Origin of the sequence: Pseudanabaena sp. CCNP1317 (genome assembly GCF_034931345.1) — a bacterium.
Taxonomy (GTDB): domain Bacteria; phylum Cyanobacteriota; class Cyanobacteriia; order Pseudanabaenales; family Pseudanabaenaceae; genus Pseudanabaena; species Pseudanabaena galeata.
This window is the reverse complement of sequence record NZ_JAYGIF010000063.1, coordinates 22,900-45,921: the sequence shown is the minus strand read 5'-3', so window position 1 is coordinate 45,921 and position 23,022 is coordinate 22,900. Positions and strand designations below refer to the sequence as shown.

The window sequence follows — 23,022 nt, the reverse complement described above, 5'->3', positions numbered from 1 at the left end:
ATATCAATTTACCTACAATAAAGGCGTTGCAATGCAACGCCTTTATTATAGATTAGACCTTCGCTAAACCGCTATGGCGGAGTAATGGCGCAGTGCTGGGTTCACGTCCTCGGAAGGTTTTGAATACTTCCATCGGATGCTTGCTGCCACCGAGAGCCAAAACTGTATCGCGGTAGAGCCTACCCGTTGAAGCGATCGCCTCTTCATTTTCCAATCCTGCTTCCTCAAAAGCTGCAAAGGCATCGGCGCTGAGGACTTCCGCCCACTTGTAGCTGTAATAACCTGCGGCATAGCCTCCTGCGAAGATATGACCAAAGGAACAGAGAAAATTATCTTCTGGCAAGGGTGGAATTACCATTGTGGTTTCCGAGAGGCGCGATCGCAATTGCATTGGAGTTTCCGAGCCGCCGACTTCATAGCGATGGTGTAACTCGATATCGACAAGGCTGAAATGCAACTGACGGAGCATTCCTGAACCACTCATGTAGTTTTTGGAGTCAATCAACTTTTGGAAGTAGCTTTCAGGAAGGATTTCGCCTGTTTCATAGTGTTTCGCCATGCCAAACAAAGTAGCGCGATCGTAGCACCAGTTTTCCATGAATTGACTAGGAAGTTCAACAGCATCCCATTCGACGTTATTAATGCCTGATGCTCCTGAATAGTCAACCTTAGTCAACATATGTTGCAATCCATGACCAAACTCATGGAAGAGAGTTTCCACTTCGCCAAAGGTCATGAGGCTGGGCTTGCCATCAACGGGAGGCGATTGATTACAAATCAAATAGGCTATAGGTAAACGGGTAATAGTCTTACCCTCTTCGGTCACCTTAGCGCGTCCGATGCAATCATTCATCCATGCACCGCCACGCTTTTCCGCAGGACGACTATAGGGATCGAGATAAAAATAAGCGATCGCCTCATTACTCTCGTTCTGAATTTCAAAGAAGCGGACACTTTCATGCCAGATCGGGGCTTTGCCATCCGCAGGTACTACGGTAACTCCGAACAAACGCTTAACTAGTGCAAATAAACCTTCGAGAACTTGAGGTAATGGGAAGTAAGGGCGCAATTCTTCTACAGTGAAATTAAACTTAGTTTCGCGCTGACGTTCAGCCCAATAGGAAGTATCCCAATGTTTGAGTTCAATGGTTTCGCCTTGAGACTTAGCAAATTCTTTTAGTTCTGCAAACTCCTCAGTAGCTGCATTGTAGCTGGATTGACGCAATTCTTCGAGTAGTTTCTCAACTGCTTCAACATTAGGAGCCATCTTCCGAGCAAGGCTCAATTCTGCATAGGTAGAATAGCCGAGTAAATTTGCCTTTTGTTTACGCAATTCGAGAATGCGATCGATTAATGGAGAATTGTCAAATTCACCACTTGCGGCACGACTAACAAAGGCGCGATAGAGCTTCTCTCGCAAATCACGACGACGGCTATGCTGCATAAATGGTACATAGCTGGGGTAGTCGAGGGTGATACACCAAGGACCATCTTCAGGAGTGGCTTTATCATCACCATCTAGACGAGATGCTTGAGCAGCTTGAGCTAACAGACTCGGAGGCAAACCTTCAATCTCTTCGGGTTTGTTCAGCGTCATACTAAATTCTTTGGTAGCATCAAGCACATGATTAGAGAAGTTAGTGGAGAGTTCAGCAAGTTCCATTTGGATCGCATTAAACTTCTCTTTGGCTTCACCTTCCAAACCAACGCCTGATAGCTCTGCATCACGGATGGCAGCTTCAACGATACGTTTTTGAGCAGGTTCGAGACTGTCCCACTCTGATGATCCGTAAATTGCCTTATAAGCCTTATAGACTGGTTGGCTCTGACTAAATCGGTTAAAAAATTCGATGACCTTGGGTTGCACGACTTTGTGAGCTTCCCGCAAAGCTGCACTATTTTTTACACTTAATAAATGCTCGATCGCACCCCATCCCCAACCAATGCGCTCAGTCAAATGCTCTAGCGGCTCGACTAGCCCTGACCATGTAGGTTGCAGGTTTGCTTCAAGTTCAGTCAATCCCGCGCTAGTTTCTTCAAGCAATTGGGTGATGGCAGGAATCACATGTTCTGGTTTGATGTCTGGAAATGGTGGTAAGCCTTTGCCAATCAAGAGCGGATTAGTAACTTCACTCATAAATAATTTCTGGTTAATCTTTAAGATTTGTAAATTAGCTATCTTTGATTATATCGCGATCGCTAACCGCATGAGAGGAAAACTGATTAGGCGACTAGGTTAAAGGTTATCGACACGAGTGTAGGTCTAGTTTATTTTTGTACAAAGTACGGTAGTTGTGTACATATACTTAACGTCAGTTCGATGAAAGCGAAAAATGGTAAGAATCGCTTAGCGATTCTTACCATTTTTCGCCATTTGCGGCGTGCTTCGCACGCCGCAAATGGCTATATCGAACTCACGTTATACTTAGGGTTAGTTACAGACTTACAGTACTTCGCGCTTAAACACAAACCAAAAGTTTTTTGGTTTGTGTTTAAGCGCGAAGCACTTTCAAAAAATCTCTCGGTTCGGGTTTGAGCGCAAAGCGCTGTAATAAACAATGGAACTACTTAAGGCTGTAATGGAAGATCCCAAAAGCAACAACAATCGGATGTGGAAACACATCAATAATGCCCAAATCGTTCGTTACTTGTTAATGTTCGCTATTGCTTGGGCGATCGCACAGGTATTGGCATATTTTTCAACAGTTTTAATCATCTTTATTTTTGCCGCCATTCTCGCATTTTTATTGAATTATCCAGTTAAATTTATATCGAGGTTTATGTCGCGATCAATAGCGGTATTGGTTGTATTCTTAATTGCTTTGCTAGTCATCGGTGGCTTAACGGCTACATTAGGATTGGCAGTCATTGCTCAAGCACAGCAACTAATTGCACAGGCTCCCAAACTTTTGGAATCGATGATCGCCCAGTTGCAAATAATCCAATCCTTTATGGAGAATCAAAATATTAAAGTTGATTTCAGCACCTTTGAGGGACAACTTCGCGAACAAGCTATAGATGTTATTGGTAAAGGTTTGACTACCTTACAAGATGTGCTGTTTAACGTACTAGATATAATTTTGATTGGGGTGATTAGCTTTTTTATGTTGTCGGATGGCAAAAGATTATGGCGTCTAATTATGAAAATATTTCCAGCGCATGTCCGCCATGATGTAACCAAAGCGATTCAAATGAATTTTCTGGGTTTCTTTTGGGGAAGACTGCTGTTGTCGGGTTTCTTTGGGATCTCTACATTTGTGGTATTGATTGTACTAAACACTCCCTATCCACTAGTTTTAGCATCTGTTGCTGGTGCATTTGACCTAATTCCTGGGATTGGTGCAACGATAGGAATTAGTTTGATTTGTTTAATTATTTTGCCTCAAGGAATTTTCCTTAGTTTGAAGATTTTAGTGGGTTGCATTATCTTGCAGCAAATAGAAGAGAACTTACTCATGCCGCGAATTATGAAAGGTTCCATTAACATTAATCCCGTGATTATGTTCTTCGCGCTCTTAGTGGGGGCGCGAGTGGCTGGATTGATTGGGGTTTTTCTATCCATCCCCATCACAGGTGTGATCATTAGCATCCTTGATGTTGATGAAATGCGTGGAGAAATAACTAAAAAAAATCCTAGTTAAATGTTGAGCTTTTAAGACAAATTAGCAACCCCTATGATTAGTCCACGACAAACTTGAGTGAGAAATTCTAAATCGAGAGTTTCTAGCCGATCGCTACTTTTGTGATAATGCGGATTTCGCATATTCGCGGTATCGGTAACCATCAAAGCTTTGTAGCCAGCATCCCAAAAAGGAGCATGATCGCTGCGGCGAGTATCGGGTATTGCTAAGCCGCGCCAACCTGCGGGAAGCCATTCACAGGAAACCACAGATTTCATGTGATGCTGTAAATGGATCAGATCGGGAATTGTGGGAATGCTACCAATAAGTCCAATGAAGTCGCCTGTATTGGGATAGAACTTGTCTAATCCTGCGGGATAGTGCTGTGAATTGGGAGTGCGATCGCAATAGCCCAACATCTCCAAGGAAATCATCAGGCGTATTTTTTGGTTTTCCTGCTTGAGCTTATCAGCATAAGCAACACTGCCCAACAATCCATATTCCTCCATGTCAAAGGCAATTAATTGAATGGGATATTTAATAGGATTTGCCGAAAAATATGCAGCGAGTTCGAGAAGTACGGCAACACCTGAGCCATTATCATCAGCACCCACACAGCCCGCTACCGTATCGTAATGTGCGCCAATAATCAAAGGCGATCGCTTTTTTGCAGAGTTAGACTCAATCTGCAAAATTAAGTTCTGATGAATATTGCCATTGACTTCAAAATCATGGGTGATAACTTCACCAAATTTTGCAAAATGCGATCGGATATATTCACGAGCAAATAAATGTCCAGCCGATGCATAGTAAGGATTACGTTCTATAACTAATCTTTCTAGATGTTGAGTTAATCGAAGTTGTAGGGTTTCCATCATTTATCACGAATAACTTACAGCTCTTTGTGCTGACTTAGAATTTAGAAATATTTTTGAAAGTGGCGCAAAGCGCCGCTTTCAAAAATATTTCTGTATTACTTAAAACATCAGTAAACTGTACAGCGCTTTGCACTTTTGCAAACCTAAGAAATTTTTAAAAATGTTTCAAAGCAACATTTTTAAAAATTTCTTGTACTATAACTGTCGCTATTCTTTTGAGAACATAAAGCCCAAATAGTATGAGGCGGCGCAAAGCGCCGCCTCATACTATTTGGGTTTTGATTTGTCCTGATATAAGTGGGTATAGCTATGCATCAAGTCTAAACAGGATGTCTCGTCAATGGATATCTAAAGCAGTTTCAGTGCCTGAGCTTATAAGAAAGATTGTCACAAAAGTTGTTAGTACAAAATTATTGGAGAAACATTTTTCTAAGGATTTAGAAAATCATAATTGGGTAACATTTTTACATTTACAAAAACAACCCCAGAAGTTGATAATTATTGTATTAGTCATTGTGGTCATGATATGGGAATAATGAAGGCTAAGGTTGCAACTAAACTGAAAATACGTCCAGTAGACTCGTCACAACTCACAAAACCCAACGAAACTATTGATGTACCCGTTGGTAAAACCTATGGATTTGATAAATTTGAGCCTGCTGACAATGGACACCTAAAAGTTATATTGGCGGCTAGCAGTGGAACTTTCTTTGTGTTTCCGCCACATTGGGACGGTTTAGAGCCTGATGTTCCCCAAATTGTCAGTAAAAAGCAAGCGGATGCCTTCTTTGGTAGACAAATTACTGATGTCCAACTGCAAGATTTAAATTCTTCTCTTGTTCGGTACAAGATTACTACTGCACCTAGATTACGACATTTTCTTAGTCAAATTGCCCATGAGTCTGGTGGTTTGCGATATACACAGGAAATTGCTAGCGGTGCAGACTATGAAGGTCGTGCGGATTTGGGCAACGTGAAGCCAGGAGATGGACCTAAGTATAAAGGGGCCGGGGTGATTCAGCTTACGGGACGCGCTAATTACCAAGCGTTTAGTAAGGCGATCGGCGATCCTAAAGTGATGGATGGAGTTGTCTATGTTGCGTCGAAGTATCCATTTACTAGTGCTGGTTTTTGGTGGGACAACAATAAGATGAATGCTTTGTGCGATCGCGGGGCAACGGTCAAAGAGGTAACTTTGCGGGTGAATGGTGGCTATAACGGACTAGAGGATCGCCAACAATATTACGACAAAGCTTGTGGCATCTTTGCCTAATTCATGCCTAAATTTTGAATAAAAAAGCACTGCAATGCAGTGCTTTTTTATTCAAAGTTAAGCTGGGGACGAGACTCGAACTCGTGACCTACTGATTACAAATCAGTTGCTCTACCAACTGAGCTACACCAGCAAATTTAATCCTTTGATACAATAGCAGACTTGCGATCGCTTTAGCAACATTTATTTTATAGCTGTCGCCATTCTTGTTAGGATATAAAACCCAAATAGTGTGAGGCGGCGCGAAGCGCCGCCTCACACTATTTGGGTTTTGATTTGTCATGATACAGGTGGCTATAGCTATAAAAGTAGAAGCCGTAATTAGTGATGACTCTACTTTTACCTGTCAAGTGGTTGACGTTCACAGAATATCCCTACAAAATGCTTAGTAGGAAAAGTTTTGCTCTGCTTAGAAATAATATTTCGACAACATCGAAATCCTCAAAAATTCGGCATGAAAAACAAAAAAATATCACCGCAAACGTAGATTAATCACAAGGACATGGCTAGGACAAGCGATCGCACTCAACAAGTAAATCATTATAAAACCCTGAGAATTAGCTACAGCGCGGCTCCTGCCGAGGTCAAAACCGCTTACCGTGGTCTAGTCAAAGAATTTCACCCCGATTGCAATCATCATCTCGATAATCATGATGATATAGCCTCGATCAATCTGGCTTACGAAGTCCTTAGCAATCCCCAATCTCGCGCCCATTACGATCGCAGTCTTGGCATTAAACACTCCCCCAATGGTGTATCTCAACAGGGAGTAAAGCGATCGCCATCCAAGCGTGACACCCATCTCAACGAAGATCAGAAGCTTGATCGCTGGTTTAAGCAAGTTTACGAGCCGATTACCGAAATGCTCGAAGTAATTTTAGATAGTCTAGACGAGCAGATCGACGATCTCGCGGCTGATCCTTACGATGATGGACTGATGGAAGATTTTGAGGACTATATTGATGAATGTCGTGGCTCCTATGCCAAGGCGCAGATTTTCTTCCGTGCCTTTCCCAATCCTGCTTCCGCCGCAGGGATTGCCAGCTATCTGTATCACTGTCTCAATGCGATCAGCGATGGCATTGAAGAATTAAATTACTTCACTCTAAATTTTGACGATCATCATCTGCACACAGGTCAAGAACTTTGGCGCAGGGCTGATGAAATGCGTTATTGCGCCCAAATGGCAATGGAAAACTTGCAAACGGTTTAAAAAACCATTTAAGAGTTGTCTAGATCCCCCCAGCCCCCCTTAAAAAGGGGGGAGAATTAAATTCTTCTCCCTTTTTAACGTCAGTTCGACGAAAGCGAAAAATGGTAAGAATCGCTAAGCGATTCTTACCATTTTTCGCCATTTGCGGCGTGCGAAGCACGCCGCAAATGGCTATATCGAACTCACGTCTTTTTAAGGGGGATTGAGGGGGATCTCTTAGAGCTTTTAACCGCAGAAAGTAATTCTTAAATGGGTTCTAAAGTGTGCGTTGCAACAGAATATTCTCTTTAACTACTTGGCAATGCGAATTGAGCCATACAAGAGATATTTGGGTGATCTTGCCAGATTCTAAGGTGACGATGGAAAAGTTACGGTACTCTTCGTTATTGCTTTGGACAATTCTTGGTGTACAGGCTGCGTTAAGAAAAACTGTTCCCTTTTCGTTAGTCACAAGCACTTCACGAGTCCGTTTAGAATTAAGGCGTAAATGGTGATGCATATGCCCAAAGGTAACTAGAGGAACTGTTTTGAGCATTTGATAGGATTTAGAAATCGCTTCGGCAAAGTCTGGATCGCCATAGTCCCCACCACCAGCTTTCCAATCTTTACCACAAATAGAATGTTCTTCGCTTCCCAATCCGAAAGGTCCATTATGCCCTAAAAAAATTATATTGTCATGGGCAGTGTTGGCTACAGATTCAACAATCCGTTGCGTCGATTCGGCAAAACTTTTAACATTAAAGCGATCGCTATAAAATGTTGCTTTCTTCCATCTAGAACTGCCCCAACTAAAGGGACGCGCACCAACTACGGAAAGATTTAATTCAGGAAAGTCTATCCAACTATAACCAACATGGAGCTTACCTAAAATATCTAATTGCTGCTGCACGCGATCTTCTTTAGTGTGATCGTAAGGACATTTCTTTTTATTGAGCTTTTTCTGATTGTCAGAGGCAGTGTACCAAGCATCATGATTACCCAAAATCACGGCTTTCGGCATATCAAGATTCGCGATCGCCCTTACAACTTCCACTGATTCATTGCCAATATCACCGACAAATAGAACTAGATCAACTCCTAGAGACTGAAGAGCTAAGCGGTCTTCAACGGGTTGCCATAAATCATGAACATCTCCAACTACAGCTATTTTGACCGATGGCTTGGACATAATCTAAGGGCTAAAAATGAACAATACTTAACTATCATATAGCGCTCCTAAATGAGTTGTATGATTTTGAGGGTTGAGAGAGTGCGCCCCTTCGGGGCGCACTCTCTCAACCTATTTAGGATTGCTATACATACAACGCTTTGTACTCAAACCAAACCCAGCAATTTCTGAAAGGGTTGCAAAGCAGTATTTTCAAAATTGCCTTATAGTTCTTTTAGCCACGATTAATCACCACCACCACAGCCACCGCAACCTCCGCAGCCACTGCAACCACTACCACTATCGCTATCACTACTAATGTAGCTATCACTACTAGGAATTGGAATAAATATCTTTTTCAGGTCATCAAACATATCATTTGGTAAAGCAAGCGTTCCCCAAAGAGCAAATGCCATTGGTAGAGAATCAGTTTGACTATCCAATTTTTTGATAGATTCTTTATTATGTAGGTGTTTTAAAATCTTATCTCCATAGCGACTACGATGGATAGAACTCTTGTAAAGATGAATCTGGACGCAGACTAAAACTATACACATAAAAAGCAAAATCCCAATTGGTCTTCCACGCGATATTCCTAGTAATATCCTTGCAATACCCAATCCTAGTAATGGAAACGTCAAGAAGACGGGGTAAGTACGCACCTTAGAAGCTTGGACTTCACTTACTAGAAGTTCAAATTGAAGCAGTTGGGTTTGAATTGTATCGATTGTACTTATTGCGGACTTACGGACAACATCAAGGTATCCATCTAAGGCGATCGCCATAGCAACTTCCTTTTCTATAGGGTCAGACAAATTTTCTAGCAAGTCTTCATTCTCTAACGTAAGTTTGCGTAAAGATACATCCACCCTGAGATATCCTTGATGGGCGAGACTTGCGATCGCTGTATCGATAACATGATCTTTACCCCTATTCAGATAAGCCAATTGATAAGGGTTTAGAGGGATAGATTTCTGGCTTGGATTTCCATTGGGTAAGCATAGATAGGCTCTGAGTCGATATGCAAAAAATAGAACGACAACTAATAAAACAACGTACAAATCCAAAAATTCTTGACCTGACATGCTTGCTAATTGTGAAACGCTACAGCCAGTAGTAGCAAATGTGACTACAAGTATAAGTAGAAAGCTAACAATTCGTCGATAGGGAAGACGGGACGGACTCAACCAAGGTTGTTTAGGAATTAGCCAATTTTGCTGGGTGTTGATTCTCACGAAATGGCGATCGCGACTAAAACGCTCTTGGGAATCTGGCCAAATGTCGCTCGCTGGATTACTGCCAAAAAACTGCTTATAACTTTCTAGAGTCCTACTATACCAGTCGTCAAACTTTATCTGCTCAGACTCGCCTCCGCGTGTGGGATTGTGATGCAATGGGGTTTGCAAAACATTTGGACAAAACTCTTGCCAATAGGATTGTGTGTAGGTGAGATGAAGATGCCAAGCTTGGTCAATTTGATCTGATGGGGTAACAGGATGTCCTGCGACAACAGCCAAGAATGTGAACTTTTTGTATTCCGCAATTACGCGCTGAGCGTAATTTATGCTCCAGCCATTATCTCTAGCTAGACGCTTACTAAAAGATAATTGACTATGGGGTTGATCTAGAGAAAAGGATTGAATTCGTTTGTATAGTTCTAGCTGTTGAGCATTCATTTTTCCAAGTTTCTGATTCATAACCCCTACGCCTAAAAAAACTATCTACTGGTCAGTATATCTGCTTCATAATTTCATCAAGTGTAATATTTACATCGCTTTACGCTCGAATCCCAACCCCAAAATTTTGAAGGCTTTACGAAATACCACTTTCAAAATTTCTCTTATAGTTAATTTGCTCGAAATTTAATGAGTGAGTACAAACTAAAACCCAAGAAACGATTGGCGGCGCGGAGCGCCGCCAATCGTTTCTTGGGTTTTATGTCCTAAGCAAAACTTGCTTTGCTATATAGAAAAGCAATGTAAGCTAACATACAAGACCTTGGGCTAGTAAACTTTTTTAAAACTGATGTTACGTGGAATGAGGATTGCCCTCACCCCCCAGCCTCCTCTCCCAGAGAGGAGAGGGGGAGCAAAACCCAGAAAATTCTTGTTCCCCTCGCCCTTTGGGAGAGGGGCTAGGGGTGAGGGTCTTAGAAACTTCCACGTAAAATCAGTTAAAAGTTAAAAAGTTTATGCGTTGATTTGGCTGTAAATTGCTGTAAATCTCTAGATTAAAAGTTTATTTAGGAGCGCTCCGAGCAATGACGGTAAGCAATAAGAAGATCGCAACGAGTTGGCAAACTAGTTTCAAAAGGAATTTCTGGAATTGGCGGACGATCGCTCAGTTGATTTTTTTAGCGATCATAATTACTTGTAGTATTTTGGCATGGAATACCCTAGCTAGAAATATGCGAAATTCAGGGCTAGCAATTAGTTTTGACTTTCTCAGCGATCCCGCTTCCTTTGATATTGCCGACTCCCCTTTTCCCTATAAAGCTTCGGATAGCTATACCAAAGCCCTACAGGTTGGGTTACTTAACTCTCTAAAAGCGATCGCCGTTAGCATCATCTCGGCAACTGTCGTTGGTGTCACTGTGGGGGTATCACGTTTATCAAATAACTGGTTACTCAAACAATTAGCCCGTGTTTATGTAGAAGTCCTCCGCAATACGCCCCTACTGTTACAGTTATTTTTCTGGTATTCGGCAATCTTTTTAACACTTCCACCCGCTAGCGATCGCATCTCTCTAGGATTTGCCACGCTTGCCAAAGATGGAATCACGATCGCCGCTTTAAAAATGACCCTGAGTTCTGAATTTTGCGCTCTAGTCTTAGGATTGACTATGTTTTCCAGTGCCTTCATCGCTGAAATTGTTCGTGGGGGTATTCTCTCAGTTCCCAAAGGACAAACGGAAGCCGCTAAAGCGCTGGGATTAACGAATTTCCAAACGATGCGAAAAATCGTATTACCCCAAGCATTACGGGTCATCATTCCGTCACTGACTAGTCAGTATGTGAATATCGCTAAAAATTCTAGCCTAGCGATCGCGATCGGCTATACCGATATTTATCGCATCGCTTCGACCACAATTAATCAGACGGGAAGACCTGTCAATGTAATTTTGATTATCATGGGCGTATATCTAGCCATGAGTCTGACTATTTCCGCAAGTATGAACTTACTAAATCGCCAGTTCCAAATTGTTGAACGCTAGAACTGATAGAGGGGGCGCTTTGCGCCCCTTCTATCAGTTCGCGATTATAGTAGTAGTATGAACAGTCAAAATATTTTAGTTTGGTTCCGCAATGACTTGCGATCGCATGATTGTGAAACTCTATATCGAGCGTCTCAAGATGCTCAAATGACAGGCGCACAGATATTTCCTGTCTATTGCTTTGATTATGCTCACTTTGATAAAACTTACTTTGGCTTTGAGAAAACTGGTGAATTTCGCGCCAAATTTCTGATCGAGAGTGTGGCAAATTTACGAGAAAATTTGCGATCGCTTAATTCTAATCTCATTGTCCGCATCGGTAATCCCGATCAAATTTTGCCTGAACTAGCGCAGCAATTGGGAATTAACTCAATCTACTACCATGCAGAAGTCACTACCGAAGAGAAAACTCTAGAAAGGAAATTACGTTCTACTCTCAAAAAACAGAATGTTAACTTTAAAAGCTTCTGGGGAAGTACGTTATTACATCCAAATGATTTACCCTTTGAAATTGCTAATCTTCCTGAACTCTTTACCAACTTCCGCAAACAGGTTGAAGCTAATCTCACAATTCGGGAAGCTTTTCCCATGCCCAAAAATCTTCCCACCTTACCCGAAAGTGTTGATATTGGCGAAATTCCTACTTTAGAAAATCTAGGACTGAAAGAAACGATACCTTGCGATCTCGCAGTATTGCAATTCAAAGGCGGTGAAACTGAAGCGGTGAAACGTCTAGAGCATTATTTTTGGAATAGCGATCGCATCCAAGTTTATAAGCAAACTCGCAATGGAATGCTCCATGCTGATGACTCTTCCAAATTCTCACCTTGGCTTGCCTTGGGTTGTCTCAGTCCTCGATATATCTACGAACAGGTTAAGAAATATGAAAGCGATCGCCTTGCTAATGACTCGACTTATTGGTTAATCTTTGAGTTGTTATGGCGCGATTATTTCCGCTTCGTTGCTGTAAAACATGGTAACAAGTTATTCCATCGCTCAGGGTTACGCGATATGGACTTACCTTGGAAGCAAGACTGGAAGCGCTTTGAACTGTGGCAAACAGGAAATACAGGTTTCCCTTTAGTCGATGCAAATATGCGCGAACTCGCAGCTACGGGCTTTATGTCCAATCGTGGTCGTCAAAATGTCGCAAGTTTTCTCACTAAAAACCTTGGTATTGATTGGCGAATGGGAGCGGAATGGTTTGAATCTCGACTGATCGATTACGATCCTTGCAGTAATTGGGGGAATTGGAACTATACAGCAGGAATTGGGAATGATGCTAGAGGATTCCGATTCTTTAATATCAATAAGCAAGCGCAGGATTACGATCCGCTAGGGGAATACGTTAAGCATTGGCTACCAGAGCTAGCAGATCTTCCGACTAGTAAAGTGCATCAACCTTGGAAGCTTTTACCAATTGAGCAGAAGCGTTTTAACGTTCGTCTAGGTGTTGACTATCCCCATCCTGTTGTCGATTTGTTTGTTTCCGCAAAAGTAAACGAAGAAATTTATAAGAATGCATTCTAGGTTCGCTTAGCTAAGTAGCTAGGTATAAATAAACTAAAAATCTAGAAAGCTGTCCCGCCCGTTACGCGGGCGGGACAGCTTTCTAGGTTTTTAGCTTTAACGTGAGTTCGATATAGCCATTTGCGTCGAACTGACGTGGTTTTAATTATGGTGAGCTACTTAGTTTTTAAATAGCAAAAGGATACGTAGTAAGATAAACAATCGATTTTTGGTGACACGACAAAGCCACACCACTAAAAATCGGTTCTATGCTCAATTAGCGATCGCTAATTGCAGATTTTATACTGAATCACAAAATGGCTACGCCATTGTGATTCTAAAACCCTTACTGGGTTTGGCTTTTAATTCACAAAAGTGTTACTACACTTTCGTGAATTGGTATTACTAGAACAATTGAGTCTTGCTCAACTGTTCTAGTACAAAGCGCTGTAAGATATTCTTAATTATTTAATTATCATTCTCAAAATATTTGTGAAAGCTTGGCAACTTATTGCTCCTGACTTAGTTTTGTCAGCACCAATTTACGCGATTACGCCGCAACTCATGGAAACCCATAGGTTACGTGGTTTAATCTTGGATGTGGATAACACATTGATCGGTGATGATGAAGCCGATGCATCAGAAGAAATTCATCTTTGGGTAGAGTCAATGCGTTCACAATATCCCATCTGGTTAGCGAGTAATAATTTTAGTGATCGTCGCATTCAGAGAGTTGCTGAGAGCTTGAACCTTCCCTACCGCAGTCGAGCGGGAAAACCATCGCGTCGTGTGGTGCGTCAAGTTCTCGAAGCAATGGAGTTACCAGCTTCGCAAGTGGCGATGGTGGGCGATCGCTTATTTACGGATACCATTGTCGGCAATCGTTTAGGTTTATTTACGATTTTGGTACAGCCACCCTGTGAAGAGCTTGTATTCAAGCCGTCGATCGCCACCATTTTTAAGGCTCGATCAAGTTTTCTCCGCAATTGGGAAATCTGGATTGCCCGTAAATCTGGCGTGAAAATCTAAAAAAGTAGAGGTATAGCTATAGCCACCTGTATCAGGACAAATCAAAACCCAAATAGTGTGAAGTGGCGCAAAGCGCCACTTCACACTATTTGGGTTTTATGTCCTAACAAGACTGACTACAGGTATAGCTATGCAACTTCTGCTTTTTTTAATGTGAGTTCGATATAGCCATTTGCGGCGTGCTTCGCACGCCGCAAATGGCGAAAAATGGTAAGAATCGCTAAGCGATTCTTACCATTTTTCGCTTTCGTCGAACTGACGTTTTTTTAGTGAGTTCTAGCGATTTGCACCGTGCTTTGCACGGTGCAAATCTTCTTAAGGTGGTGTAGCTGGGGTTTCGACTGGGCGAATGATTGGTGGTGTGATCTCTTCCTCTGGCTTAAAAATAGCAGCGATCGCCTGCTGTAAAGTTTGCGCCATCACGATCCGATTTTCGTAGGCGACAATTACGCGCACGAGAGTCGGTAATCTGTTTTGAGTTGATTCTAAATAGATAGGCTCCACATACAAAAGAGATTGTTCAATGGGAATGATCAGTAGATTACCTTGAATTACTCGTGAACCTTGACGATTCCAGAGCGAAATTTGTTGAGAAATTACGGGATCTTGATTAATTCTGGCTTCAATTTGTTCGGGTCCATAGACAAGGATTTGCTTGGGAAATGTATATAGCAGAAGCTTGCCATAGTTTACTCCATCTGACCGCGCCGCCAACCATGCCACCAGATTTGTCCGTTCCTTAGGGGTAAAAGGTAATAATAGAATAAATTCCTCAAAGGGAACTTCAGGTAAACTTGTAATCAAGTAATAGGGTTCTACTAGACGTGGTTTATCACCATAGACCTCATTGGGAATTTGCCATTGATCTTCACGGTTATAGAACACTTGAGCATCGGTCATGTGATAAGTCATCAAGCGTTCTGACTGAATTGAGAATAAATCGACGGGATAGCGCAAATGCTGACTCAGGGTTTCAGGCATTGCACTTAGGGGCTTAAACAAATCAGGAAAAATCCTTGCCCATGTGCGGATAATCGGATCACTAGGATCAGCAATATAGAAATCCACATGACCATGATAGGCATCAATCACAACTTTAATCGAGTTGCGAATGTAATTGATTCCTTCATTGCCAGTATCAGAATAGGGATAGCGATCGCTGGTGGTATAAGCATCGACAATCCAATAGAGAGAGCTAGGATCTTCTGCCTGAGCACTTGCTTTGGCTGCTACTAGATAGGGATCGCTGTCATAACGTAAAAAAGGAGCGATCGCTTTAACTCTTTGCATGATATTCCGTCGAAACAGTAGCTTAGTTTCGGGCAGGAATTCGGGAGTTACTGCCATCCGCCAATCATTCAAATACTTGGCAAACAACATCCGTCGCCAAAATGAATCAACGGGAATTCCACCCCTGCCATCATAAATGTTGTAAACATTATCATTGTCGCTAGGATAATCGAGTTCCTTAACCTTGGTTCCAGTCATCACATAGGTATCAGTATTCTCTCCGAAGTAAATGCGTGGCGCACCAATCGGAATGCTTTCCCGTACAGCTTCGCTAGAGGTGGTGAGAGGACTGCCTTCGGTGACACCAATATCTTTGATAAAATATTCAGGTAATCCCCCTGCACCGACGCGATTGACTGGACTGAGAGTAAAGCCATAGCCATGGGTATAAATCAAATGCTGGTTTACCCAAGTTTGCGCTTCTTCAGGAACTGCCGTATAGTCCAACTCTCTCGCGGCGATGAGTACCTGTTGCTGACTAGCCGCAGTTTTGGATAGCTTCTCTTCATTAATCGTATAACGATCAATATCCGCATCAGGAAAACTATAGTAAAGACGGATTTGTTGAAGTTGACGATTGGTGGCAAGTAGTGGTTGTTTATCCCAAAGCCGAATATTGCGAACCGTCAAGTCATTATTTTGAATGGATTTTTCAGTTAACTTGCCCTGTGGATTAAAAACTTGAGAATTAATACTTTCGAGTCCGAATGCTTCACGAGTGAATGAGATTGTACGTTTGATATAGGGCTGTTCTCGCGCCAGCTCATTGGGTTGCACAATCAAAGATTGTACGGCGATCGGCAAGCCGACACCTAGCCCGATCGCCATTACCAGATATACAACTAAGGCGGATACTATGGGCTTACGGCTTACAGGTTGGCGATGAAATCTGATCCACCGCAAAATTAAGTAAATGGCGATCGCAAAGGCAAGCATACTTAGCCCTGTATAGACAGGCAATTGCACCACCGTATCCGTATAGCTAGCGCCATAGGAAACCCCACGCGGTGAATATAAAAGCTCGTAACGATTGAGCCAATAACTAAATCCAATCACCACCATCAACACACCGCCGAGTCCGTAAAGGTGGCGCTGTTGATCATGGGAAATGCCGATAAACTTACCTTCGCTCAGGCTATTTCCTGATAGCAAGTAGGTGAGGAGAACTGCGATAAAACCATATAGACAAATGCCGACTAGTCCAAATTCCACAACTTCCAAGGTTGGCAAATTGAATATATAAAAGCTCAGATCTTGATTAAAAAGGGGTTCAGTTCGCTCAAAACTAGTGGGTTGAAAATAAGGAATAATCCGCATCCATTGTCGTGAAGTCACCCATGCGGTAAACACACTAATGACAACAGCGATCGCCTTTAGCAAGAACTTGGGATAAATTAGCAAAGAAATTGCCGCCCCAATAGTCACAACTGCCGAGAGTCTCGCCGTAAATATCTGAATTACCAATTGACCAAGTAGTTCGGGTCTAAATAGTAATGGTGCGATCGGGGCAATACTTGGTTGGAGCGCTGATGGTTTCCATTGGAGGAGTGATACTTGTCCATAATGAATTAGGAGTGAGCAAATTAGGAGACTTAAGCCCAAAACTAGAGGCAGAAGCCAACGTAATCGAAAAGATGTGGGTATGTATTTGGATGAAATTGGTGGTTTATTATTTAGTTGTTTTGGGAGAGTTGATCGTTTGCGTAGTTTTGATTGTCTCCGTTCAGCCTCGTTAGGGAGATCGTCATATTTCAATGCTTCGGCAATCTGCAAATTTCTGAAGAGATAGCCTAAGGCGATCGCGAAGATCACAACTCCTAATCCAATCTGTGCTCCGAGCCGTAATAAATACATGGGCAAATAGCCCATCTCTTGAAACCATAGAATCTCGCCGCCTAGTCGAGCTACAATCTCACTTCCAAAAACTAACCCCGCAATTCCCCCTAATAGCCAAAGGTAATAATGCTTAGAAAATTTGAATGTATTTAGTTTTAAGGAGGTTAACTTCATAGATCCACCTAGAGACTAGGTTTAATTGCATTGTCTAAAACCGCTGATATCACTTAGCAGATGCGCTAAACCCATCGCTTTTTCAGGAAAACACTGCTTTGCATTACTTTCCCAGAAAAGCCATTTTCGATCAGGGTAAAGCATTGTAAGTTGATGATACAGTCATTACAAGATCTTTTCTAACTAACAACAATGGGAAACCTTCAGGGACGCGATCTTCTTAGTTTGGCAGATTTGCAACCAAGCGAAATTCAGGAATTGCTGACACTTGCAAAACAACTCAAAGCAGGAGAAGTCCAGTTTGACTTTCAGCGTAAGACTCTTGGATTGCTGTTTCGCAAAGCCTCAACAAGAACGCGAGTTAGCTTTACCGTCGCCATGCATCAACTGGGGGGACATGTGATTGACCTCGATCCAAATGTGACTCAAGTTAGTCGTGGCGAACCCATAGAAGATACCGCCAGAGTTCTCGATCGCTATTTAGATGTTTTGGCGATTCGTACCTTTGAGCAAGCAGAATTAGAAACCTTTGCCAAATTCTCGAAGATGCCGATTATCAATGCCCTCAGTGATTTAGAGCATCCATGCCAAGTGCTTGCGGATTTGCTAACTGTGATGGAAAACTTCGGCTCTTTGAAAGGGTTAACCCTCACCTATCTCGGTGATGGTAATAATATGGCGCATTCCCTGATGATTGGCTGCGCTCTTGTGGGGATGAATGTGCGGATTGCCTCACCCAAAAACTTTATGCCCGATCCCACCATTGTCGCTCAAGCCAAAGCTTTAGCTGAAAATTCGGAAGTTATTGTCACCGAAGATCCCAAATTAGCATCACGGGCTGCTCATGTCCTTTATACAGATGTATGGGCAAGTATGGGGCAAGAGTCGGAAGCAGAAGATCGGATTCCCATTTTCCAGCCCTATCAGTTAAATGCAGAACTAATGGCATTAGCCGATCGACAAGCGATCGCTCTGCACTGTTTACCTGCCCATCGTGGTGAAGAGATTACTGATGAAGTAATGGAAGGCTCACAGTCACGCATTTGGGATGAAGCCGAAAACCGTCTTCATGCTCAAAAGGCTTTGCTAGCTAGCGTTCTCTAGATTACTGCAATTGCCGATCAAACGAGCCACAAGAAAAAAAATGAAAGCGTTGCTTTGCAACGCTTTCATTTTTTTCTTGATTTGGGTTTGAACACAAAGCGCTGTAAAACAACGTCAGTTCGACGAAAGCGAAAAATGGTAAGAATCGCTAAGCGATTCTTACCATTTTTCGCCATTTGCGGCTTACGAAGCAAGCCGCAAATGGCTATATCGAACTCACGTTAAAACAACGTAACGACACTTTTTTATACTTTGAAAGCAAATCCAGCAATGGTTTTAGAAACCCAAAACGGCTATGCAGTTTTGGGTTTTGGTATTAGCTGTCAAATGCCGAAATAACCACACGAAAGCCGATGTCATTATAGCGATCGCCTTGCCAATGCCATTCACGACTTGCTGAACGACATAGACGCGCTTCATTGCTCCATGAGCCACCTTTACGCACGCGCCGACCACTATAGCCATTATTCACCCAAGCCGATCCATCGGCGGGTGCGCCATTAAAACTATCGTGCCATACATCCTCACACCATTCCCAAACACCGCCATGCATTTCGTATAGACCCCAAGGATTTGGGACTTTCTGACCGATAGGATGCGATCGCTTGTTGGCATTGTCCATAAACCATGCGTAATCACCTAGTTGCGCGGGATTATCGCCAAAATGGTAAGCCGTATTAGTGCCAGCACGACAGGCATATTCCCATTCTGATTCGCTTGGTAAGCGATAGAGATGTGGTGAACGCTCTGCTAATTTACGACAGAAATCTTGAGATTCTAACCAAGAGATATTTTCCACAGGCAATTGCAGATTTTCCCGAAATAAGGCGGGATTAATTCCCATAATTTCCACCCATAGCTCTTGGGTAACCGCAAATTTTGCCATATAAAAAGCGGGTACATTTACTTCAGATAGGGGAGATTCATGATCTCGTCTACCCATCTCATTGGGCGGCGAACCCAGAGTAAATCTTCCTGAAGGTATCCGCACCATTTCCAGATAGATACCATTGCCCAAGTCATCACGAAAGGCTTTCTCACCTCTTTTGACTGGATCTTTTGGTGGCTCAGGAGGCAATGGTCGCGGTTCAGCAATGATGATCGGGGCTGGTTGAGGTTTAAGCTTTTCCAGCAATATCGCTAAGGTGAAACCAGCGATCGCCGAGCTAGCAATGATCATTAGCTGACGACGATTAATCGTCATTGGTATTTTGGCAAGTGACTTTGCCCATGACTGCGCGATCGGTAAGGCTTTAACGGTAGATGCTTCTGAAGTTTTTGGCTTGTAGGGATTGGATTTGATCAAATCATTAACTATTCGGCTAAATTCTTCTAGATATTCATATCCTTCCTGATATTCACGCACTAGATAGTAGTTGTTTTCTTCTGTAAGAAAGGCTTGCACCCTAGGGGATAGCGTATAGTTTTGACCAATTTCATAAAGCTTAGTAGCGATCGCTTCATAATTTAGCAAATCTTCTCCTGAAACTTGCCAGAAATAAATCACACACAAAGGCTTAGGTGTAATTGGTAATTCTAAGTTTTCTGCTAGATAGATGGACAAGGCGATCGCGCCAACTTGCTTAATGCCAATGGTTTGACCTATGCGATAGCGCTTGCTGAGAATGATGTCTACATCCATTTATGTCTTGCAGCCTGTCGGGGAAACCCAAAATCTTTATTGTAGTAGATGCGTTAGCGCAGCGTAACGCACTGTCAAAGTATAGATAGTGATGCGTTACGCTATGGCTAACGCATCCTACAGTAAATCTTATAAAGTAAAAGGCGGCGCAAAGCGCCGCCTTTTAATGTAGATAGAAAGAGAGTTGCGGCGAATCACCGCAACTCTCTTTTGGGTTTTAGTAGAAAATTTTAAAAAGGGCTTGTGTAAATGCACAAATCAATAGTATTATCAATAACGGTTAAATGGCGAGTGTAGCCAAGTGGTTAAGGCAGTGGTTTGTGGTACCACCATTCGTGGGTTCAATTCCCATCATTCGCCCTCAATTTAAAAATCACAAAAGAAAAGAGGTCACTTTGTGACCTCTTTTCTTTTTGGGTGTTTTGACGGTAGCTCAAAGCCATAAGATTGCGAGACAGTTTAATTTATGCCTTAGCAATTTTCAGATAGGACGGCTGTAATTTCATGGGTAAGAAAGTTGTAAGGTTCTGGGCGATCGCTCTGACCACAATCTTGATCGTGGTGTCATTCGGTGGACTACATCCGCCTATCAAAAAGCTTACAACAAGACTCCTTCCTATTTAGGAGCGAAGTTTTATGAGACCGCGATCGCCACAGTGAATGCAATTCGTAAAGCTAATCCTAAATTAACCGCCACCAGTTTAGAAAGCGCCTTAGCGGGGCTGAATAATCGCAAGGTGGGACTGAGAGGTTTAACGGGGTTACTCTATTTTAACGTCAGTTCGACGAAAGCAGAAAATGGTAAGAATCGCTAAGCGATTCTTACCATTTTCTGCCATTTGCGGCGTGCGAAGCACGCCGCAAATGGCTATATCGAACTCACGTTATTTTAATAGCGATCGCAATAGCGATCAGCCTGTGCGCCTTGCTCAATTTCAAAACTATAAACTGATCTCCGCATCTCAATAATTTACCCCAATCCCTAATCCCGAACGTCTAAATTTGCCGAAAGAGATCCAATCGGGAAGCATCGTCCAGTCGGGCGATCAATACTTTTGGCGGCAGCGCGTAGTTTATGCAGGGATGGATATCAATAAGCTGAATCGGATTGATAAAACTTCTTTTACTACCGATTTTTATGTGTGGTTCCGCTGTTGATGGGTTAAATTATCGCCTCTATCGTGTGCGCGGAGAATTTTGCAACGCCTTCGATTTTCGTGATTATCCTTTTGATTCGCAACGTTTAAAACAGTTGCGATGGAATATGTGTTTTATGTTTATTTTTGTCTGTGCTTGTTTCCTATTCTCATCACTGTGATCGGCACTAAGCTAGACAAGGAAGGATATAAAAAAGCTTTTCAATATTTCAATACAAAACAAGAACAGTGCTTTGCACTGCTCTTGTTTTTAGAAAACGCTTAACACTATACGGATACAGTTTGCCATTCTAATTTATCTAATGTGTGTGAACGCTCTAGCGCACGCTCGAAACTGTCAAGTTTTGGCTCAATCAAGAAAGGCTCGCCAACATATCCTTGGATTGCTTCTTGAGTTTTCAAACCATTGCCTGTGATATAGACAACTGTTGTTTCTTCAGGGTCGATTTTGCCAGCTTCCACTAATTTCTTGAGAACCGCGATCGTCGTACCGCCAGCAGTCTCGGTGAAGATACCTTCAGTTTCCGCAAGCAACTTCATGGCTTGGATGATTTCATCATCGTTGACTGACTCGATATTGCCATTGGTCTTGTGAGCAATGTCGATCGCATAGATACCATCCGCAGGATTGCCGATCGCTAAGCTCTTGGCGATAGTTTTAGGCTTAACAGGGGTGATAAAGTCGCGACCTTCTTTGTAAGCAGCAGCGATCGGTGAACAACCTTCAGCCTGTGCGCCACTGAATCGCACGGATTTATCATCCACTAAGCCCACCTTCACAAATTCATTGAAGCCTTTGTAAATCTTGGTGAATAGAGAGCCAGAAGCCAGAGGCGCAACGATGTGATCGGGCAACTTCCATCCAAGTTGCTCCACAACCTCATAGGCTAGGGTCTTGGAACCTTCAGAATAATATGGACGAAGGTTGATATTGACAAAGCCCCAACCGTGAGTATTGGCTACTTCTGAACAGAGACGATTTACTTGGTCGTAATTACCATGTACCGAGAAAACTTTGGGATTGTAAATGGTTGTACCAAGAACTTTACCTGCTTCGAGGTCGGAGGGAATGAACACACAACACTCTAAGCCCGCATGGGCAGCGATCGCTGCCGTCGAATTTGCCAAATTACCAGTACTAGCACAAGCAACGGTGGTAAAACCAAGTTCACGGGCACGGCTGAGGGCTACAGAAACTACGCGATCCTTGAAGCTCAAGGTGGGCATGTTGACAGCATCATTTTTGATGTAGAGATTTTTGATGCCGAGACGCTTTGCAAGGCGATTTGCTTTGATCAAAGGAGTCATCCCAGTGGACACATCGATATAGTCGTCAGTCTTGACTGGTAAGAAATCGCGATAGCGCCAGATTGAGAGGGGGCCAGCTTGAATTGTTTCACGGCTGACTCTAGCGGCGATCGCATCATAGTTATAGGCAACTTCTAGGGGACCAAAGCACAATTCGCAAACATGCATTGCTTTGGCTTCATATTCTGCACCGCACTCTTTGCACTTGAGATTACTAAATGTATCAACGCGATCACTGGTGTAAGGAGAAACAATCGTTGCAGTCATGTTCTTGGTTGCCCTTTGAATCAATAAAGGTATTTGTTTTTGATTTTGCTTATTGAAATGAACACTAACACAGGCATTAATTGCCGTCAAATATACCCGACTATTTTAATCGGGTATTACTCTAGGATTTTTTCAAGAAGTTTTTTAACCTATCTAAATAACCTCAGTTCGGGTTAATTTCCAACTAACTCCTAGAGAGGGTTCGCGCTGCGAACCCTCTCTAGGAGCCAAAACAGTAAAAGCCTCGCTTTGCGAGGCTTTTACTGTTTTGGCTCCTAAAATTTTGTAGCTTATCCCGAACTCACGTTAATTAAAACCTAAAGCCAGAAGCTATCCCGCCCGCTACGCGGGCGGGATAGCT

17 protein-coding genes and 2 tRNA genes are annotated in these 23,022 nt (G+C 42.6%); 10 read left to right on the top strand and 9 right to left on the bottom strand.

Annotation, left to right across the window (positions count from 1 at the left end; translation table 11 throughout):
* Positions 1 to 52 precede the first annotated feature (52 nt).
* Positions 53 to 2,137, bottom strand: coding sequence for a M3 family metallopeptidase (locus VB775_RS14065; protein ID WP_281008623.1), 2,085 nt, complete (start codon positions 2,135 to 2,137; stop codon positions 53 to 55).
* 442 nt (positions 2,138 to 2,579) lie between these two features.
* Here VB775_RS14065 and VB775_RS14060 point away from each other — a divergent pair, with 442 nt between their 5' ends.
* A complete protein-coding gene (locus VB775_RS14060; RefSeq protein WP_407072973.1) occupies positions 2,580 to 3,641 on the top strand; it encodes an AI-2E family transporter in 1,062 nt (353 codons plus the stop codon).
* A gap of 11 nt (positions 3,642 to 3,652) precedes the next feature.
* On the opposite strand, the gene VB775_RS14055 is transcribed toward VB775_RS14060, so the two are convergent.
* Positions 3,653 to 4,498, bottom strand: a complete 846-nt coding sequence (locus VB775_RS14055; protein ID WP_323216827.1) for a M28 family peptidase — start codon at positions 4,496 to 4,498, stop codon at positions 3,653 to 3,655.
* Between the two features lie 329 nt (positions 4,499 to 4,827).
* On the opposite strand from VB775_RS14055, the gene VB775_RS14050 reads away from it, so the two are divergent.
* Entirely contained in the window at positions 4,828 to 5,034 is a 207-nt protein-coding gene (locus tag VB775_RS14050) for a hypothetical protein (protein WP_281008625.1), read from the top strand.
* Complete coding sequence (locus VB775_RS14045) at positions 5,034 to 5,771, top strand: glycoside hydrolase family 19 protein (RefSeq protein ID WP_281008626.1); 738 nt, start codon at positions 5,034 to 5,036, stop codon at positions 5,769 to 5,771. Before VB775_RS14050 ends, VB775_RS14045 begins: the two co-directional genes overlap by 1 nt.
* 60 nt (positions 5,772 to 5,831) lie before the next feature.
* Here the strand turns inward: VB775_RS14045 and VB775_RS14040 are convergent.
* A tRNA-Thr gene (locus VB775_RS14040) sits at positions 5,832 to 5,904 on the bottom strand.
* 369 nt (positions 5,905 to 6,273) lie between these two features.
* Between VB775_RS14040 and VB775_RS14035 the strand changes: the two genes are divergently transcribed.
* Positions 6,274 to 6,984: a J domain-containing protein gene (locus VB775_RS14035; RefSeq protein ID WP_281008627.1), complete on the top strand. Its 711-nt coding sequence runs from the start codon at positions 6,274 to 6,276 to the stop codon at positions 6,982 to 6,984.
* A gap of 256 nt (positions 6,985 to 7,240) precedes the next feature.
* Here VB775_RS14035 and VB775_RS14030 read toward each other — a convergent pair whose 3' ends face one another.
* Positions 7,241 to 8,152, bottom strand: a complete 912-nt coding sequence (locus VB775_RS14030) for a TIGR04168 family protein (RefSeq protein WP_281008628.1) — start codon at positions 8,150 to 8,152, stop codon at positions 7,241 to 7,243.
* A 224-nt stretch (positions 8,153 to 8,376) separates the two neighbouring features.
* Positions 8,377 to 9,828, bottom strand: coding sequence for a TIGR04222 domain-containing membrane protein (locus VB775_RS14025; protein ID WP_281008629.1), 1,452 nt, complete (start codon positions 9,826 to 9,828; stop codon positions 8,377 to 8,379).
* A gap of 563 nt (positions 9,829 to 10,391) precedes the next feature.
* Here VB775_RS14025 and VB775_RS14020 point away from each other — a divergent pair.
* The 3 genes from VB775_RS14020 (at position 10,392) to VB775_RS14010 (ending at position 13,883) form a co-directional block, all read left to right on the top strand.
* Positions 10,392 to 11,345: an ABC transporter permease subunit gene (locus VB775_RS14020; protein ID WP_281008630.1), complete on the top strand. Its 954-nt coding sequence runs from the start codon at positions 10,392 to 10,394 to the stop codon at positions 11,343 to 11,345.
* 57 nt (positions 11,346 to 11,402) lie between these two features.
* Positions 11,403 to 12,875 (top strand): DASH family cryptochrome, encoded by a 1,473-nt coding sequence (locus VB775_RS14015; RefSeq protein WP_281008631.1) that lies wholly within the window; start codon positions 11,403 to 11,405, stop codon positions 12,873 to 12,875.
* 471 nt (positions 12,876 to 13,346) lie between these two features.
* The gene (locus VB775_RS14010; protein ID WP_281008632.1) at positions 13,347 to 13,883 is read left to right on the top strand and encodes a YqeG family HAD IIIA-type phosphatase; all 537 of its coding nucleotides are present in this window, start codon (positions 13,347 to 13,349) and stop codon (positions 13,881 to 13,883) included.
* A 315-nt stretch (positions 13,884 to 14,198) separates the two neighbouring features.
* Here VB775_RS14010 and VB775_RS14005 read toward each other — a convergent pair whose 3' ends face one another.
* The gene (locus VB775_RS14005; RefSeq protein ID WP_281008633.1) at positions 14,199 to 17,183 is read right to left on the bottom strand and encodes a UPF0182 family protein; all 2,985 of its coding nucleotides are present in this window, start codon (positions 17,181 to 17,183) and stop codon (positions 14,199 to 14,201) included.
* A 192-nt stretch (positions 17,184 to 17,375) separates the two neighbouring features.
* Here VB775_RS14005 and argF point away from each other — a divergent pair, with 192 nt between their 5' ends.
* Complete coding sequence (gene argF / locus VB775_RS14000; RefSeq protein WP_281008634.1) at positions 17,376 to 18,287, top strand: ornithine carbamoyltransferase; 912 nt, start codon at positions 17,376 to 17,378, stop codon at positions 18,285 to 18,287.
* Between the two features lie 316 nt (positions 18,288 to 18,603).
* Here the strand turns inward: argF and VB775_RS13995 are convergent, their stop codons facing one another.
* Positions 18,604 to 19,929 carry a formylglycine-generating enzyme family protein gene (locus tag VB775_RS13995; protein ID WP_281008635.1) on the bottom strand — a complete coding sequence of 442 codons (1,326 nt, stop codon included), beginning with the start codon at positions 19,927 to 19,929 and terminating at the stop codon, positions 18,604 to 18,606.
* A 287-nt stretch (positions 19,930 to 20,216) separates the two neighbouring features.
* On the opposite strand from VB775_RS13995, the gene VB775_RS13990 reads away from it, so the two are divergent.
* Positions 20,217 to 20,289 (top strand) — tRNA-His (locus VB775_RS13990).
* A gap of 104 nt (positions 20,290 to 20,393) precedes the next feature.
* Here VB775_RS13990 and VB775_RS13985 read toward each other — a convergent pair.
* Positions 20,394 to 20,522 carry a hypothetical protein gene (locus tag VB775_RS13985; protein WP_281008636.1) on the bottom strand — a complete coding sequence of 43 codons (129 nt, stop codon included), beginning with the start codon at positions 20,520 to 20,522 and terminating at the stop codon, positions 20,394 to 20,396.
* A 63-nt stretch (positions 20,523 to 20,585) separates the two neighbouring features.
* Between VB775_RS13985 and VB775_RS13980 the strand changes: the two genes are divergently transcribed.
* A complete protein-coding gene (locus tag VB775_RS13980; protein ID WP_281008637.1) occupies positions 20,586 to 20,744 on the top strand; it encodes a hypothetical protein in 159 nt (52 codons plus the stop codon).
* 609 nt (positions 20,745 to 21,353) lie between these two features.
* Here VB775_RS13980 and thrC read toward each other — a convergent pair.
* Positions 21,354 to 22,661, bottom strand: coding sequence for a threonine synthase (gene thrC / locus VB775_RS13975; RefSeq protein WP_281008638.1), 1,308 nt, complete (start codon positions 22,659 to 22,661; stop codon positions 21,354 to 21,356).
* Positions 22,662 to 23,022: the final 361 nt, after the last annotated feature.